Here is a 15,915-nt window from a genome sequence, read left to right on the forward strand (position 1 = left end):
GCCATCCCCCCTCTACCGGCCCCAGCGGCGTCGGCTCAGCGCTGTGCAGACGCGTCTGCGGCTCTTCTTTGGTTGCTCGCGCAGCTCCCGCGCCCCTTACGGGGCCCTCGGTAGCAGCCCGGTAGCGGCGCGTAACGCACGACATGCCGAGCGCAGCGGGAAGGTAGCCTTTCACCGTGCCCCGTCTGTCTGAAGTCATCGCCGCCCTCGACGCCCTGTGGCCCCCCGAGCGGGCCGAGCAGTGGGACGCGGTCGGCACCGTCTGCGGCGATCCCGACGCGGAGGTCTCCCGGGTCCTCTTCGCCGTCGACCCCGTCAAGGAGATCGCCGACGAGGCGGTGAGACTGGGCGCCCAGCTCCTGGTCACCCACCATCCGCTCTATCTGCGCGGTACGACGACGGTCTCGGCCGGCACCTTCAAGGGCCGCGTCGTGCACGACCTGATCAAGCACGACGTCGCGCTGCACGTCGCGCACACCAACGCCGACCAGGCCGATCCCGGCGTCTCCGACGCCCTCGCGGGCGCGCTCGACCTGCGCGTCGTACGGCCCCTGGTGCCGGACCCGGCCGACGCGCACGGCCGCCGCGGGCTCGGCAGGATCTGCGAGCTCGAACACCCGCTGACGCTGAGCGAGCTCGCCGAGCGCGCGGCGAAGCGGCTGCCCGCCACCGCGCAGGGCATCCGGGTCGCGGGCGATCCGGAGCAGCTGATCCGCACCGTCGCGGTCAGCGGCGGCTCCGGCGACAGCCTCTTCGACGACGTACGGGCCGCCGGCGTCGACGCCTTCCTCACCGCGGACCTGCGCCACCACCCGGCGTCCGAGGCCCGCGAACGCACGCCTCTCGCGCTGCTCGACGCAGCCCACTGGGCCACCGAGTGGCCCTGGTGCGAGCTGGCCGCAGCCCAGCTCGACGAGATTTCCGACCGGAACGGATGGGGACTGCGCGTCCACGTCTCGAAGACGGTCACCGACCCCTGGACCGCCCACGCGGCCGCACCGCTTACCGACTCATCTGGAGCCCCCAACTGAACGCCGCGCCCGCCGACCAGATCCGACTGCTCGACGTCCAGGCCCTGGACGTACGCCTGCAGCAGCTCGCGCACAAGAAGAAGTCGCTGCCCGAGCACGCCGAGATCGAGTCGCTGAACAAGGACCTCGCGCAGCTGCGCGACCTGCACGTCGCCTCGACGACCGAGGAGAGCGACTGCGCCCGCGAGCAGACCAAGGCGGAGCAGGACGTCGACCAGGTGCGTCAGCGCGCGGCCCGTGACCAGCAGCGCCTGGACTCGGGCGCGGTCACCTCGCCCAAGGACCTGGAGAACCTCCAGCGCGAGATCGCCTCGCTCGCCAAGCGCCAGGGCGACCTGGAGGACGTGGTCCTGGAGGTCATGGAGCGCCGTGAGTCCGCCCAGGAGCGGGTCTCCGAGCTGGGGAAGCGGGTCTCCTCCGTGCAGGCGAAGATCGACGACGCGACGGCCCGCCGTGACGCGGCCTTCGAGGAGATCGACGGCGAGGACGCCACGGTCACCAAGGAGCGCGAGGTCGTGGCGGGTTCGGTCCCGGCCGACCTGCTCAAGCTCTACGACAAGCTGCGCGTCCAGCAGGGCGGCGTCGGCGCGGCCAAGCTCTACCAGCGGCGCTGCGAGGGCTGCCGCCTGGAGCTGAACATCACCGAGGTCAACGAGGTGAAGGCGGCGTCCCCCGACACGGTCCTGCGGTGCGAGAACTGCCGCCGCATCCTGGTCCGTACGTCCGAGTCGGGACTCTAGGAGCCTTGCCCGTGCGGGAGTTCATCGTCGAGGCCGACGGCGGGTCGCGGGGCAACCCGGGGCCCGCGGGCTACGGCTCCGTGGTCATCGACGCGGCGACGGGGGAGACCCTGGCGGAGGCCGCGGAGTACATCGGCGTCGCGACGAACAACGTCGCCGAGTACAAGGGGCTTGTGGCCGGTCTGAAGGCAGCGCACGCCCTCGACCCCTCGGCTTCCATCCATGTCCGGATGGACTCGAAGCTGGTCGTCGAGCAGATGTCGGGCCGCTGGAAGATCAAGCACCCGGACATGAAGCCGCTGGCCGCCGAGGCGGCGCGGGTCTTTCCCGCGCCGCAGGTGACGTACGAGTGGATCCCGCGCGAGAAGAACAAGCACGCGGACCGGCTGGCCAACGAGGCGATGGACGCGGGCAGGCGGGGGCAGCAGTGGTCGGCTTCGGCTTCCACCGCTGAGCTGGACGCGAAGGCGTCGGTCCCGGTGCCTTCGGGGCCGCCCGGTGACGCCGCCGCGGGTGCGGCCAAGGCGCGGGCGGCGCTGGCGGAGCGACGGGCTCCGGAAGTGCCTTCCGGTAGTGCGGCGGATGTCCGCGCCGCGGGCAACGTGGCCGCGCAGGCGCCGTCGGCGGGTTGGGGTCCGGATCTCGGCGCCCCCGCGACGTTCGTCCTGCTGCGGCACGGCGAGACCGCGCTGACCCCGCAGAAGCGGTTCTCGGGCAGCGGCGGCTCCGATCCTTCGCTCTCGGACGTCGGCCGCGAGCAGGCCGAGCGCGCTGCGGCGGCGCTCGCCGCCCGTGGCACGATCCAGGCGATCGTCTCCTCGCCGCTGAAGCGCTGCCAGGAGACCGCGCAGGCCGTGGCCGCCCGCATCGGGCTCGACGTACGCATCGAGGACGGGCTGCGCGAGACGGACTTCGGGGCCTGGGAGGGCCTGACGTTCGGCGAGGTGCGGGAGCGTCAGCCGGAGGAACTGAACGCCTGGCTGTCATCGGCGAAGGCGGCGCCGCCCGGCGGCGAGTCCTTCGCGGCGGTGTCCCGCCGGGTCTCGGCGGCGCGGGACCGGCTGACCGCCGAGTACGCGGGCCGGACGGTGCTGCTCGTCACGCACGTCACGCCGATCAAGACCCTGGTCCGCCTGGCGCTGGGCGCCCCGCCGGAGGCGCTGTTCCGCATGGAGCTCTCGGCGGCCTCGCTGTCGGCGGTGGCGTACTACGCGGACGGCAACGCGTCGCTGCGCTTGCTGAACGAGACGGCGCACCTTCGCTGAGCGCTCAGCGGGATGTGCGGTACTAGTCCGCGCGCCGGTGAGGGCTGGTCGCGCAGTTCCCCGCGCCCCTTCGGGGCACGGCTGGTACTAGTCCGCGGGTCCGTTGTGGCTGGTCGCGCAGTTCCTCGCGCCCCTGACGGGGCGCGGTATCGCGGTGGTGTCAGCGGAGGGCTGCCGCCTCGCGGGCCAGGGACTCGACCCGGGCCCAGTCCTTCGCCGCCACCGCGTCGGTGGGCAGCATCCAACTGCCGCCCACGCAGCCGACGTTGGGCAGGGCGAGGTAGGAGGGCGCGGAGGTGAGCGAGACGCCGCCGGTCGGGCAGAAGCGGGCCTGCGGAAGCGGGCCCCCGAGGGACTTGAGGTAGGCGGTCCCGCCGGCGGCCTCCGCCGGGAAGAACTTCATCTCCCGCACCCCGCGCTCAAGCAGCGCGAGAACCTCCGAGGTCGTCGAGACACCCGGCAGGAACGGCACCCCCGACTCCCGCATCGCGCCGAGCAGCGTGTCCGTCCAGCCCGGACTGACCAGGAAGCGGGCCCCGGCGGCCACGGAGTCCGCGACGCCCTGGGCCGAGATGACGGTGCCGGCGCCGACCACGGCGTCCGGGACCTCGGCGGCGACGGCCCGGATCGCGTCGAGCGCGGCGGGCGTCCGCAGCGTCACCTCGATGGCGGGCAGCCCACCCGCGACGAGCGCACGCGCCAGCGGCACGGCGTCGGCGACGTCATCGACGACGACCACGGGGACGACGGGGGCGAGATCGAGCACGGAGGCGGAGGCGGAGGCAGAGACGGAGACGGGGCCCGAGGAATTCATGCCCTCATCCTGCCCCGCACCGTTCAACATGCGCAAAGCCCATTGCATACCTTGCAACGCCTTGTTCGCGCCCTTACATGGCAGGGCAATCACCCCCCCCGTGCACCGCAGGGCAATCCCCCCGTGCACCGCAGGGCAATCGCCCCCCCTGCGCCGCAGGACAATCACCCCCTGCACCGCAGGGCAATCGGGCGGGTGGGCGGGAAATGCTCGTGCGTGCACCCCTGCACCGCGGGGTGATCCGCCGCCCCCGGGGCCGACTACCCTGGCCCGGGGGCCGCACCCCCCACCCGCATCCCTCCGAAGGAGACCCCGTGCTCGTGCTGCTGCCGCCCTCCGAAGGCAAGGCCCCCTCCGGCCGCGGCGCCCCCCTCAAGCCGGAGTCGCTCTCCCTCCCGGCCCTCGCGGACGCACGGCAGGCCGTCCTCGACGAGCTGGTCGACCTCTGCCTCGCCGACGAGGAGAAGGCCCGCGACGTACTCGGCCTGAGCGAGGGCCTGCGCGCCGAGGTCGCCAAGAACACCGAGCTCCGCACGGCCGGCGCGCGTCCCGCGGGGGAGATCTACACCGGCGTGCTGTACGACGCCCTGGGCCTCGCATCGCTCGACGCGGCCGCCAAGCGCCGCGCGGCCCGCTCCCTGCTGGTCTTCTCCGGCCTGTGGGGCGCCGTCGGCATTACCGACCGCATCCCCTCCTACCGCTGCTCGATGGGCGTAAAACTGCCGGGCATCGGCGCGCTCGGCGCCCACTGGCGTACGCCGATGGCCTCGGCGCTGCCCGATGCGGCGGGCGACGGCCTCGTACTCGATCTGCGGTCGTCGGCGTACGCGACGGCGTGGAAGCCGAAGGGCGAGGTCGCCGGGCGGACGGCGACGGTCCGGGTGCTGCACGCGCAGATCGACCCGGCGACCGGGGCCGAGAAGCGCTCCGTCGTCTCGCACTTCAACAAGGCGACGAAGGGCCGCATCGTCCGCTCCCTCCTGGAGACCGGCGCGCAGCCCAAGAACCCGGCCGAACTGGTCGATGCGCTCCGGGACCTGGGCCACGTCGTGGAGGCCGAGGCCCCCGCGAAGCCGGGCAAGGCATGGGCGCTCGACGTGGTGGTACGAGAGATCCACTGAGGCCGGGGCGGGCGGGGCGGGCGGGGCGGCTGCTCCGAGCGGCCCGGCGGGACGAGCGCCCGCGGCCCGCCCGGCCTACGCTCGGTCCATGCCCCGCCGCCATCTCCACGTGACCGGCGCAGCCGAGGCTCCGTTGCGGGGCGTGCTGCGTGAACTGCGGACGAAGCTGGACGTGCCGGAGGAGTTCCCGGCCGACGTCCTCGCGGAGGCGGAGCGCGCCGCCGCCGCGCCACGGCTCCCCGACCACGACGCGACCGACATCCCCTTCTTCACCATCGACCCGCCGGCCTCCGTCGACCTCGACCAGGCGATGCACCTGTCCCGGCGGGAGAGCGGCGGATACCGGGTGCGGTACGCCATCGCCGACGTCGCCGCGTACGTCACGCCGGGGCAGGCGCTCGACGCCGAGGCCCACCGGCGCGTCACCACCCTCTACTTCCCCGACGAGAAGGTGCCGCTGCACCCCACCGCGCTGAGCGAGGGCGCGGCCAGCCTGCTGCCTGGGCAGGACTGCCCGGCCGCGCTCTGGACGATCGACCTCGACGACGAGGGGCGGACCCTCTCGACGGACGTCCGCCGCGCCCTCGTACGCAGCCGCGCCAAGCTCGACTACGACGGGGCGCAGCGGGCGATCGACGACGGCACCGCCGAGGAGCCGCTCGCGCTGCTCGCCGACATCGGGCGGCTGCGCGAGCGCCTCGAGGTCGAGCGCGGCGGCATCTCCCTCAACGTCCCCGAGCAGGAGATCGTCGAGCGGGACGGCACCTACGAACTCGCCTACCGGGCGCCGCTGCCCGCCGACGGCTGGAACGCCCAGATCTCCCTGCTCACCGGGATGGCGGCGGCGGACCTGATGATCGCGTCGGGGACGGGCATCCTGCGCACCCTGCCCATCGCCCCCGACGGCGCGGTCGGCCGCCTCCGTCGCACCGCGAAGGCCCTGCGCATCGACTGGCCGCACCACGTCCCGTACGCCGAACTGGTGCGCTCGCTCGATCCGGCCCGGTCCCACCACGCGGCGTTCCTGCAGGAGTGCACGACGCTGCTGAGAGGCGCGGGCTACACCGCGTTCAGCGGCGGCCAGGTCCCCGAACTCACCACGCACGCCGCCGTCGCCGCCCCCTACGCCCACTGCACGGCACCGCTGCGCCGCCTCGTCGACCGATACGCCGCCGAGCTCTGCCTCGCGGCCTGCGCGGGCGCCGGCGTTCCGGAGTGGGTGCTCGCCGCGCTGCCCGAGCTGCCCAAGGAGATGGCGGACGGCACGCGGCGCGGCAACACCGTGGAGCGCGCCTGCGTGGACATCGTCGAGGCGGCGCTGCTCAAGGAGCGGGTCGGCGAGATCTTCGACGCGGTGGTGGTGGACGTGAAGGAGGACGAACCGGCCGCCGGCACCGTCCAGTTGACGGAGCCCGCGATCGTCGCCCCGATCGAGGGCGGCACGGGGGAGCTGCCGCTGGGGGAACGCCTGCGGGTCCGCCTCACGCAGGCGGACCCCGGGGTGGCGGAGGTGCGGTTCGCACCCGCGTGAGGGCTGAGCCCCAGGAACTGTCTCGAAGTCGGGTGTGAGCGTGTGGCAAGATCGCGGGATGCTGCGACTCACCGATTTCATCATCGACTGCCCGGACACGATGAAGCTGGCGGCCTTCTACTCAGAGGTGACGGGCCGTCCGGTCAAGGAAGGCAGCTCCGAGCACTGGGCCGGCATCCAGTTCGGCGAGATCGAGCTGGCATTCATCCAGGTGGACGACTACCGCGCTCCGCAGTGGCCCGACAGCGAGCACCCCAAGCAGTTCCACCTCGACTTCGAAGTGGACGAGATCGAGTCCGAGCAGCGCCGCGTCCTCGACCTCGGCGCGACGCTGAGGCAGGACTTCATCGGCCCCGACGGCTACGGCTGGCAGGTCTACACCGACCCGATCGGCCACCCCTTCTGCCTGTGCCGCAACAAGGGCGTCATCTGGACCGACCAGGGCCCGGTCTGGCCCAAGGGCGACTAAGCGGCTCGATCTTCCCGCAGGCGGGCTGTGAGCGCGGCCAGCAGCCCCGCCGGATCGTCGGCGTGCAGCCGCACCGTCGTCACCGGGCGGCGCTTCCCGAGGAACCCGACGGCCGTGACGGGCTCCGTCAGCTCCAGGGTGAGGGAGGTCTGGGAGGCGACCGCCAGGTCGAGCACGCCGTCGGCGGGCTCGTGCGCGTAGCGCCGCTCACCGTGTACGGCGGCGATCCGATCCAGCGGTATCCGCAGGTCGCAGTGGGCGCCCTTGCGTACGCGGAAGGCGTCGGCGGACAGCACGTGCGGCCGGGTCACGGACGCCGCCTGCACGCCGAGCATCAGGACGACGCTGTAGACGTCGACGAAGAGCGTGACCTCGTGGAGCACGGGCACATTCCGCAGCAGCACGGCAAGTGCGACGGTCTCCACGGCACACACGAAGATGAAGCCGTACATGATCGCCGCCTGATCGCGCGCGTGCCCGAACGCCGTTTCGCCCCGCCGCACCCCGTGCCGTCGCCGCGCCACCCACAGGAAGAGGCTGACCAGGGCCTTCAGTTCATGCCCGACGAGCCGTCGCACGGGCTCGGGCGCGACGTCCCGGACGGCCTCCGCCCCGCCCCGCCGGTACAGGACCGCGAGCCCCGCGCCCGCGACCACGAGCAGTGTCAGCGCGACGGCCTCGGCGCCGACGAGCACGGCGGCGGGCAGCGCCACACCCGCCAACAGGACGGTGACAAAGGCGAGTTCAAGGGGCACGGAGATCCAGAGCAGGCCCCGCAGGAGCCGCGTCATCGCGCACCCCGCTCGGCGAGCAGCCGCATGGCACGGCGCACGGCCGCCGCCTGCGCGGGGGCGAAGTCGGCGAAGAAGGCTTTGAGGAAGGCGGAGTTGACGGCATCGGACTCGCGCGCCCCTCCTTCTGCTTCCGTTGCGAACGCCGCAAGCTGCTCCCGCCCCAGCTCCTCGGCGAGCGTGTCCGGCAGACAGTCGGCGAGTGCCCGCGCCGTCTCGTCCACACGCGGATCGCCGGGATCGACGTCAGCGAGAGCCTCCAGGCGGGCGTACACGTCGTACGCGGCCTCCACCGCTTGGGGCCCTTCGAGCACCGGACGCAGCGCCGCGAGCAGCCGGTCCCGGTCCTGCGCGGGCGCGGCGGTCTCGATCAGGGCGAGCAGCTCCCGGTCCTTCGCGGCCATGGCGGAGCCGGGGTGGCCCTCGCGATGGCCGGCTGCGAGGCCCATCTCGCCGAAGAATTCGGCCAGTTCGGGAGAGACGGGACCGTCGGCGGGCAGCCGTCCGCCGTTCGTGTCGGCGAGCAGTTCGCGCAGCCGCTCCCTGCGCCCCCTGATCGCGGCCTCCTGCCGGGCGAGGTCCTCGTCCAGCTCGGCGAGCACCTCGGCGAGCTCGCGCCCCGCGTCGTCCGCGAGCACGTCCCGCACCTCGGCGAGCCCGAGCCCCAGCTCGGTCAGCCGCCGGATCCGGGCGAGCACGACGGCATGCCGCAGGGTGTACTCCCGGTACCCGTTGGGCCGTCGCTCGGGCTCGGGAAGCAGCCCGAGGTGGTGATAGTGCCTGATGGCCCGCGTGGTGACACCCACGACGCCGGCGAGCTCGCCGATCCGCATTCCGCTCATGGGGCCAGTAGAAACGTTGACGCTGCGGCAAGGTCAAGCACACGGCACGTACGGCGGGCGATGTCTGACAACGACCCGTGATCCTGTGCCACGATCGGAGGAACAACTCCTGATCTCATGGACGGCGGATCAAGCGATGTCCCAGTCTGGCGAGCGACCGAGGAAGGGGCGTGACATGACTGCCATGGCACACGAGCCGCTCACGCGGGCGGAGGTCCTGCTGGAGGGCTTCCTGGCCCTGGACACCCCGGAGGGTTTCCGGGCGGAACTGATCGAGGGGGAGATTGTCGTGACGCCGCCGCCGGATGGGGACCACGAGGACTACATCGGCCTGGTCGTGGACCAGGTGATCAGGCGTTCCAGGACCAAGATGCAGTTCTCCGGGAACAAGGGCTTGAAGCTCAAGAGCGGGGAGGGCTGTCCGAAGAGCCACGCGATCCCGGACGGTACCTTCGCTCCCATGGAGCTGCGGCTCTTCAGGGGCGCAGAGCCCTGGATGCCCTGCGAGGGGGTGGCCCTGGTCGTCGAGGTCACCTCGGCCAAGCCACAGGCGGACCGGGAAGCCAAGCGGCGCTGTTACGCCCGCGGCGGCATCCCGCTCTACCTGCTCATCGACCGTGACGAATCGTCGGTGACGCTGTTCAGCGAGGCCGAAGGCGACGACTACCGGCAGCACTGCACGCTCCCCTTCGGCAAGGCGGTCGCCCTCCCCGAACCGTTCGGCTTCGAGCTGGAGACCTCGGAGTTCGTCTGACTCTCCCTCCCGCGCCCGGCATGGAAGCGGGGCGCGGGGGCGTTGCACCCTTGAGCGGGGCGACGGAGCGAGGGAGTAAGACATGGGCGGCGAGGCACCGAACGCCAGAGCTGTCGGCAGCCGGGAGCACGCCGTCTGGACCCGCGCCCCGCTCGGTCCCGGCGGTGGCACCCTCGACCTCCTCACCGCCCGCTTCGACCAGCACCGCTATGCGCCGCACTACCACGAGGAGTTCACCGTCGGCGTCTGCATCGGCGGCTCCGAGATCATCGACTACCGGGGTGGGCGGCTGCACCTGGGGCCGGGGTCCATCGTCGTGCTGGCGCCGGGCGAGGTGCACACCGGAGGGCCCGGCCACCACGGCGGCTACGCGTACCGGGCGATGTACCCAGGCCGGACGCTGCTCTCCGAAGGCACCGCCCTCTCCGAAGCCACGTCCCTGTTCCCCTACTTCCGCGACCCCGTCGTGGACGACCCCGAACTCGCCGCCGCCTTCCGAGCCGCCCACACCCGGCTCAGCGACCGCCCCGACCCGCTGGAGGCCGAATCGCGGCTGCCCTGGCTGCTCGCCGCCCTCGCCCGCAGGCACAGCACCGCCCGGCCCCTGTGCGACACCATCCCGGGCGCCGACCACATAGCCCGCGCCGTGCGCGACCGCCTCGCCGACGAGCTCCTCGCCCCGCCCTCCCTGGCCGAACTCGCCACCCCCCTCGGCCTGTCCCGCTACCAACTCCTGCGCGCCTTCCGTACGTCGACGGGGATGCCGCCCTACGCCTGGCTCGCCCAGCACCGCGTGACCCGGGCCCGCGCCCTGCTCGACGCGGGCCTGCGGCCGGCCGATGCGGCAGCCCTCGTTGGCTTCGCCGACCAGGCGCACCTGACCCGCTGGTTCCGCCGGATCCTGGGGGTGACCCCGGCGGCGTACCGCAGAAGCGTCCAGCCCGCACACTGCCGCAACAACGTTCAAGACGTCGCACGTTGAACAACCCGAAACTACCCGCATGACTGCACGCGGCTGGTTCCTCTTCTCCCTGATGGGTGTCCTCTGGGGCATCCCGTACCTGATGATCAAAGTGGCCGTCGAAGAGCTCTCGCCGTCGATGGTGGTCTTCGCCCGCTGCGCACTCGGCGCCGCGCTGCTCCTGCCGTTCGCGCTACGACAAGGGGGCCTGCCCCGTGTCGTACGCGCCCACTGGAAGCCCATGCTGGCCTTCGCCTGCATCGAGATCCTTGGCCCCTGGTGGACCCTCACCGACGCCGAGCGCCGCCTCTCCAGCTCCACGGCGGGCCTGCTGATCGCGGCGGTCCCGATCATCGGCGCGGTCCTTGCCCGCTTCTTCGGCGACACGGAACGCCTCGGCGCCCGCCGCCTCACGGGCCTCGGCCTCGGGCTCGGCGGAGTCGCCGTCCTCACCGTCCCCCACCTCACCGGCGGTGACGCCTGGTCCCTGACGGAGGTCCTGCTCACGGCTCTCGGCTACGCCATCGCCCCGCTGATCGTGGCCCGCCACCTCAAGGCGGTCCCCACCCTCCAGCTGATCGCCCCCTGCCTGACGCTGGCGGCGCTGGTCTACGCCGTCCCCGCCATGGCCACCTGGCCGGCCACCACCCCCAGCCCGCAGACCCTGGCCTCCCTCGCGGGCCTGGGCATCATCTGCACAGCCCTCGCCTTCGTCGTCTTCCTCGAACTCATCCGCGAGGCGGGCCCGACGCGGGCCGTCGTCTTCACCTACGTGAACCCGGCGGTGGCGGTCGCCGCGGGCGTGGCCTTCCTCTCCGAACCCCTCACGGCGGGCATCGCCGCGTCGTTCGCACTGATCCTGGCGGGCTCGTTCCTGGCTACGGCGGGGTCCGCGGGGCGGAGCTCCGGTACGCGGCGGGTAGCATGGTCGCTACGGCAGACGAGCCGGGCGGACGGCCGCGTGAAGCTCCCCTCACCAGGGGCTCTTCCCGAGGAACGTCCGGGCTCCACAGGGCAAGGTGGTGGCTAACGGCCACCCGGGGTGACCCGCGGGACAGTGCCACAGAAAACAGACCGCCGGAGGCTTCGGCCTCCGGTAAGGGTGAAACGGTGGTGTAAGAGACCACCAGCGCCTGAGGTGACTCAGGCGGCTAGGTAAACCCCACCTGGAGCAAGGTCAAAAGGAAACGCCGCTTTGCAAAAAGGGGCGGTTCTGCGCGGACGTTCGAGGGCTGCCCGCCCGAGTCCGCGGGTAGACCGCACGAGGCCCGCAGCAATGCGGGCCCTAGATGGATGGCCGTCTCCCCGGCCGCCGCGAGGCGCCCGGGCGACAGAACCCGGCGTACAGCCCGACTCGTCTGCCTTTACCTTCCTGACCAGGGAAAACGCCCTGCCTCGTCGCCCCGAGGCGGGGCTCTTTCGTATGCCTGGCGGCCATTGCCCGCCTCCGTCGGCTCCCTCTGCGGATTCGGACGGAAGGCCTCGCGGATCCGTCCCCCAGGCCCAAAACTCGTCCCCGAACGAGTGACGTTGCGAGCGACAAACCGTACGTTCCGATATGCCTGGCCGCAGCAGTACCCCCACCTCCCGAAAGGCCAGTCATGCGTGTCCGCCTCGCCCTCAGCGCCGCCGCGATTCCCCTGCTCATCGCGGGCCTCGCCGCCGCCACGCCCGCCCACGCGGGCCAGTTCGACGACCTGACCGTCAACGGCACCGGCACGATCGCCGCCGACGGAATCGTCACGCTCTCCGGTACGTACCGCTGCCTGCCCGACGACACTCCCGGCCCGGTGTTCGTCGGCAGCACCCTCGTCCAGGGCAACGAGTCCACCGGTATCGGCGGCACCCACGCCGTCTGCGACGGCAAGGTCCGCGCATGGACCAACACCAGCAGGGGCACCGACACCGGCTCCCGCTACGAGCGAGGTGAGGTCACCGTGCGGGCCCACCTGTTGAAGCTGGACACGAAGAGCGGCCTGCCGATGCCGCACCTGCTCGCCGAAGAGGAGGCGCGGGGCGAGCTGAAGTAGGCGAGGCTGCCGAGGAAGCAGCTCGTCTGCTGCTCCCCTTCCTGACCCGGTCAGGAAGGGGGGTCGGCCGTTCTTGCCGCGGCTGGAATTGGCCGTAGCATGTCAAGAATCATGAAGGCGTGCCTTGCCTCCTCAAGATGCCCGTGCCTCAATGGGCAGCGGTCGAGATGCTGACGGTGTGTCATATCTCGTACTCATCACCCCCCCCGCATTCCCCCCACTTGAAGGCAGGACCCCATGAGGCATGGCAGCAGCATGTTCCGCAGGCAGCACGGCAGATTCAGTGTCGGCAGGCTCGGCGCCGGGTCGGCGTTAGGGGTTGGGCTTGTTGCCGTCGGTGCGATGGTGATGGCTCCGGCCGCCGCCGCCGTGACGCCGGACACCGCGACCATCTCGTTCGACTGTGGTTCCTACGGCTCCGGCACGGCGACGCTCAAGGCCACCCAGGACGGCACGGCCGCGACCATCAGCGTGTCCACGTCCGCGATCACCGCGCCCATCGACATCGCGGCCAACTCCGTCGAGTCGACGCTCTCGCTCACCAAGAACGGGTCGGACACGGCTACCTTCACCGGTAAGTCCAACCCGGCCATACCCGCCGGCGGCGAAGTCTCCACCGGGCCGCTCAATGGGACCGTCGCCATCGGCGACAGTCTTGAGGGCAAGTCGCTGCAGGTCGTGGTCCTCGGGATCAGCGTGACCTGCAATGCCACATCGGCGCAGGCCCCCGGGCCGTTCGTCTTCTGAGTCTGAACAGGCGCGCAAAGGGGCGGTGCGGATCAGGGCCGGGCCGTGCCGTCCCCTTCGGCCGCCGCCAGTCGGCGCCAGTACTGGTTCTTCTCGTTGTCGCGTACGACGTAGCCCAGGTCCTGCAGGCTCTCGACGATGTCCCGTGCGTCCTCGGCCGACTTGCGCTTCAGTGCCGCCTTGCGTGCCGCAAGCAGCGCGTGGGCCTGCGCGGGGAGGGCGGGGACCCCGGGGATCCAGCGGTGGAACAGGGGTGCGTGCGGGTCGGACTCCCGCCAGGGGTAGCCGTGCGTGCGGAAGGCCTTGGCCAGGGTCGACGGCGATGCCGTGCGGGGGCCGCGTGCGAACTGGCGTGATGTGCCGTCGAGGATCACCAGGTCCTTGCCGTCCAGGAACACCGCCGAGACCTCGGCACGTGCGATCGTGCGGGTCAGGTCGTTCCGGTCGGTCTCCAGGCGGTCGTCGGTCAGCTTCAGTTTCAGTGCTTCGGTGACTTCCGTGAGGGCGATGAGGAGGCCCGCCACCAGGCCTGCCGCCAGGCCCACCGCCATCGCGATGCCCCTCTGCCACGGCGTGTCCAGCGAGCCGACGAACGTGATGCCGTCCCGCCAGGGCAGCACCGGCGCCTTGGCCAGCAGGCGGGCGAGCGGCGGCAGGGCCGCGCCGAGCAGCAGGCCGAGGACGGGCATGCCGATCAGTACGACGAGCAGGTCGCCCCGCGGGTAACCCAGCACCGTCGTCCGGTCCTTGACGAGAGGGAGGGGGTGGGGGAGAGAGCCGGGGTGGCTCATGGCCTTCTCGCCGGGCGTTCCGTGCGCTGCCTCTTTGCGGGTCATGTTCACGACGCTAGGGGCGTCGGAGCCGCCGTGGCTGCGGCCTAAAGTCGATGGGCCTCAGACTTCGGTCGGTACTCCATATTGCGTTGCCCGTGCCACCGCCCGGCCCTTACCGTCCCGATCATGCTGCCCACCGTGGACACCGACGAGCAATGGGACGCCGTCGTCCCCGACGAAGCCCTCATGCGGCCCGGCGTCGAGGACCTCTGCCGCAGGCTCGGGCTCGCGGGGGCGCCGCTGGTGCGGTTCCCTGCGGGGTCGCAGCCCGTGTACGCGGTCGGGGGCGAGCTCGTGCTCAAGCTCTTTCCCGGTGCGGCGGCGGCCGACGGCCTCGTCGAGGAGCGGGTGTTGAGCCATCTCGACGGGCGCCTTCCGGTCCGTACGCCACGGGTGCACGCGGCAGGCGCGTACGAGAACGGATGGCGGTACGTCCTGATGTCCCGGCTGCCCGGCGAGGAACTCGTCGCCGCCTGGCCGGGCATCCCGCGAGGGGGACGTGAACACCTCGTCGAGGAAGCCGGCGCGGCGCTCGCCGCGCTGCACGCCCTGGACCCCGCGCCGCTCGCCGACGTGCTCGGGCCCGGCGAGTCCGACGTACTCGGACCCGGCGACTGGGGCGCCTTCCTCGGCAGGCAGCGGGCCGGGGCCGAGCGGCGGCAGCGGGAGCGCGGGCTGCCGGAGAGCTGGGTCGAGCAGATCCCGGACTTCCTGAACTCCGTTGCCCTGCCCGGCGATCCGCCGCCCGCCCTGCTGCACACCGAGTTCATGCGTCAGCATCTGCTGGTCGAGGCCGGTCCCGGTGGCCGGCCCGAACGCCCGTGCCTCAGCGGGCTCTTCGACTTCGAGCCCGCCATGATCGGGGACCGGGCGTACGACTTCGTGGGCGTCGGCCTCTTCGTCACGCGCGCGGAGCCGGGGCTGCTCGGCCGCTTCATGCGGGCCTACGGCCGCACCTTCGACCCCCGTGAACTCCTCGCCCACACCCTGCTGCACGTCTACAGCAATCTGCCCTGGTACCTGCGCGAGCTGCCCGCCCCGCCGGAGCCGACGCTCGAATCGCTCGCGGAGACGTGGTTCGACGCAGGCACCGGAGCTGGCTGAGTCACGGGCCGAGTCACGGGCCGAGTCACGGGCTGAGTCCGCCTTGCGGGCAGCCCCGCTCAGGCCACCGGCATCAGCGTCAGGTAGGCGAGGCCCAGGGCGCTGCGGTAGCCCCGCAGCCAGCTGTTGCGCTGGCGGTCCACCTTCTCGCGGGTCTCGGCGGCAAGGGGGTGGTCGGGGAACGTGGCCAGCCACTCCTCCACGTCCGAGCGGTAGCCGGACTCGAACTCCTCCCACTCCTCCGGGCTCGCGGTCTCCACCCACAGGGGGCGGAAGCCGGCCGCGATCGCCGCGTCCACCAGGTCGCCCAGGTACAGGTGTTCGCCGACGTGGGCGTCCGGCCACATCGCGGCGAGTTCCTCGGAGGTCGGCGTGCGCTGCCAGAAGCCTTCGCCGAGCACGACGCGGCCGCCGGGGCGGACCAGGCGGCGCAGCTCGCGCAGGGCCTCCGCGGTGTAGTGGGGCGGTTCGGCGGCGCTGAGCGCATGGCTCGCGCCGAGGCACAGGACCACGTCGGCGGGGTCGCGGGTGGTGTCCCGCGCCGACTCCTCGGCGAAGGTGACCCGGTCGGCGAGCCCGCGCTTCTCGGCGTCGGCGCGGGCTCTGGCCAGGTCGTCCCCGTTCAGGTCCACGCCGGTGCCGGTGGCTCCGGGGGCCGCCTCCAGGACGTGCAGCAGCAACTCGCCCCAGCCGCAGCCGATGTCGAGCACGGAGCCGGCTCCCGGTGAGACGCGCTCGACGAGGCGCGCGGCCCGCGCCTCGGAGAGCGGGCCGTGGAAGGTGAGACGGGTGAGGCGGGGCGGGACGTTCGTGGTGGTGTCGGTCATGGGAGGGGACGGTAATCGGTTAACTGGGCCGGGGGACACCGACTTTCGGTGCGGT

Annotated in this window: 16 protein-coding genes, 1 other RNA gene and 1 pseudogene; 13 read left to right on the forward strand and 5 right to left on the reverse strand. The window is 72.1% G+C overall.

Features of this window, described 5'->3' with window-relative positions; genetic code table 11:
• Positions 1-176 precede the first annotated feature (176 nt).
• The 3 genes from ACFWY6_RS07665 to ACFWY6_RS07675 are packed head-to-tail and all read left to right on the forward strand — an operon-like array spanning position 177 to position 3,036.
• The gene (locus tag ACFWY6_RS07665) at positions 177-1,031 is read left to right on the forward strand and encodes a Nif3-like dinuclear metal center hexameric protein (RefSeq protein ID WP_384687334.1); all 855 of its coding nucleotides are present in this window, start codon (positions 177-179) and stop codon (positions 1,029-1,031) included.
• Positions 1,028-1,771: a C4-type zinc ribbon domain-containing protein gene (locus tag ACFWY6_RS07670; RefSeq protein WP_361824283.1), complete on the forward strand. Its 744-nt coding sequence runs from the start codon at positions 1,028-1,030 to the stop codon at positions 1,769-1,771. Before ACFWY6_RS07665 ends, ACFWY6_RS07670 begins: the two co-directional genes overlap by 4 nt.
• Before the next feature lie 11 nt (positions 1,772-1,782).
• Complete coding sequence (locus tag ACFWY6_RS07675) at positions 1,783-3,036, forward strand: bifunctional RNase H/acid phosphatase (protein WP_384687335.1); 1,254 nt, start codon at positions 1,783-1,785, stop codon at positions 3,034-3,036.
• Positions 3,037-3,196: 160 nt separating this feature from the next.
• Here the strand turns inward: ACFWY6_RS07675 and eda are convergent, their stop codons facing one another.
• On the reverse strand, positions 3,197-3,850 hold the full coding sequence (eda, locus tag ACFWY6_RS07680) for a bifunctional 4-hydroxy-2-oxoglutarate aldolase/2-dehydro-3-deoxy-phosphogluconate aldolase (RefSeq protein WP_384687336.1): 654 nt from the start codon (positions 3,848-3,850) through the stop codon (positions 3,197-3,199).
• A gap of 314 nt (positions 3,851-4,164) precedes the next feature.
• Here eda and yaaA point away from each other — a divergent pair, with 314 nt between their 5' ends.
• The 3 genes from yaaA to ACFWY6_RS07695 all read left to right on the forward strand — a co-directional run bounded on the left by yaaA (position 4,165) and on the right by ACFWY6_RS07695 (position 6,971).
• Positions 4,165-4,971 carry a peroxide stress protein YaaA gene (yaaA, locus tag ACFWY6_RS07685; protein ID WP_384687337.1) on the forward strand — a complete coding sequence of 269 codons (807 nt, stop codon included), beginning with the start codon at positions 4,165-4,167 and terminating at the stop codon, positions 4,969-4,971.
• Between the two features lie 88 nt (positions 4,972-5,059).
• Positions 5,060-6,502: an RNB domain-containing ribonuclease gene (locus tag ACFWY6_RS07690; RefSeq protein ID WP_384687338.1), complete on the forward strand. Its 1,443-nt coding sequence runs from the start codon at positions 5,060-5,062 to the stop codon at positions 6,500-6,502.
• Positions 6,503-6,560: 58 nt separating this feature from the next.
• Positions 6,561-6,971 carry a VOC family protein gene (locus ACFWY6_RS07695; RefSeq protein ID WP_384687339.1) on the forward strand — a complete coding sequence of 137 codons (411 nt, stop codon included), beginning with the start codon at positions 6,561-6,563 and terminating at the stop codon, positions 6,969-6,971.
• Here the strand turns inward: ACFWY6_RS07695 and ACFWY6_RS07700 are convergent.
• Both ACFWY6_RS07700 and ACFWY6_RS07705 read right to left on the reverse strand, forming a co-directional pair.
• On the reverse strand, positions 6,968-7,762 hold the full coding sequence (locus ACFWY6_RS07700) for a hypothetical protein (protein WP_384687340.1): 795 nt from the start codon (positions 7,760-7,762) through the stop codon (positions 6,968-6,970). The two genes, ACFWY6_RS07695 and ACFWY6_RS07700, sit on opposite strands and share 4 nt — an antisense overlap.
• Positions 7,759-8,595: a MerR family transcriptional regulator gene (locus ACFWY6_RS07705; RefSeq protein WP_384687382.1), complete on the reverse strand. Its 837-nt coding sequence runs from the start codon at positions 8,593-8,595 to the stop codon at positions 7,759-7,761. Before ACFWY6_RS07705 ends, ACFWY6_RS07700 begins: the two co-directional genes overlap by 4 nt.
• Positions 8,596-8,788: 193 nt before the next feature.
• Between ACFWY6_RS07705 and ACFWY6_RS07710 the strand changes: the two genes are divergently transcribed.
• The 6 genes and pseudogenes from ACFWY6_RS07710 (at position 8,789) to ACFWY6_RS07735 (ending at position 13,096) form a co-directional block, all read left to right on the forward strand.
• On the forward strand, positions 8,789-9,358 hold the full coding sequence (locus ACFWY6_RS07710) for a Uma2 family endonuclease (RefSeq protein ID WP_384687383.1): 570 nt from the start codon (positions 8,789-8,791) through the stop codon (positions 9,356-9,358).
• A gap of 82 nt (positions 9,359-9,440) precedes the next feature.
• Positions 9,441-10,340 (forward strand): AraC family ligand binding domain-containing protein, encoded by a 900-nt coding sequence (locus ACFWY6_RS07715; protein WP_384687341.1) that lies wholly within the window; start codon positions 9,441-9,443, stop codon positions 10,338-10,340.
• Between the two features lie 82 nt (positions 10,341-10,422).
• Positions 10,423-11,139, forward strand: a pseudogene (locus ACFWY6_RS07720) (DMT family transporter); the annotation flags it as partial.
• 121 nt (positions 11,140-11,260) lie between these two features.
• Positions 11,261-11,680: RNase P RNA component class A (gene rnpB, locus ACFWY6_RS07725), an RNA gene on the forward strand.
• Positions 11,681-11,920: 240 nt separating this feature from the next.
• Complete coding sequence (locus ACFWY6_RS07730; protein ID WP_384687342.1) at positions 11,921-12,349, forward strand: DUF6299 family protein; 429 nt, start codon at positions 11,921-11,923, stop codon at positions 12,347-12,349.
• Between the two features lie 342 nt (positions 12,350-12,691).
• Complete coding sequence (locus ACFWY6_RS07735) at positions 12,692-13,096, forward strand: hypothetical protein (RefSeq protein WP_384687343.1); 405 nt, start codon at positions 12,692-12,694, stop codon at positions 13,094-13,096.
• A 32-nt stretch (positions 13,097-13,128) separates the two neighbouring features.
• On the opposite strand, the gene ACFWY6_RS07740 is transcribed toward ACFWY6_RS07735, so the two are convergent.
• Positions 13,129-13,932 (reverse strand): hypothetical protein, encoded by an 804-nt coding sequence (locus ACFWY6_RS07740; protein WP_384687344.1) that lies wholly within the window; start codon positions 13,930-13,932, stop codon positions 13,129-13,131.
• Between the two features lie 123 nt (positions 13,933-14,055).
• Between ACFWY6_RS07740 and ACFWY6_RS07745 the strand changes: the two genes are divergently transcribed.
• Complete coding sequence (locus ACFWY6_RS07745) at positions 14,056-15,033, forward strand: aminoglycoside phosphotransferase family protein (protein ID WP_384687345.1); 978 nt, start codon at positions 14,056-14,058, stop codon at positions 15,031-15,033.
• A gap of 59 nt (positions 15,034-15,092) precedes the next feature.
• On the opposite strand, the gene ACFWY6_RS07750 is transcribed toward ACFWY6_RS07745, so the two are convergent.
• A complete protein-coding gene (locus ACFWY6_RS07750) occupies positions 15,093-15,860 on the reverse strand; it encodes an SAM-dependent methyltransferase (protein ID WP_384687346.1) in 768 nt (255 codons plus the stop codon).
• Positions 15,861-15,915: the final 55 nt, after the last annotated feature.

Origin of the sequence: Streptomyces sp. NPDC059037 (genome assembly GCF_042740015.1) — a bacterium.
Taxonomy (GTDB): Bacteria; Actinomycetota; Actinomycetes; order Streptomycetales; family Streptomycetaceae; genus Streptomyces.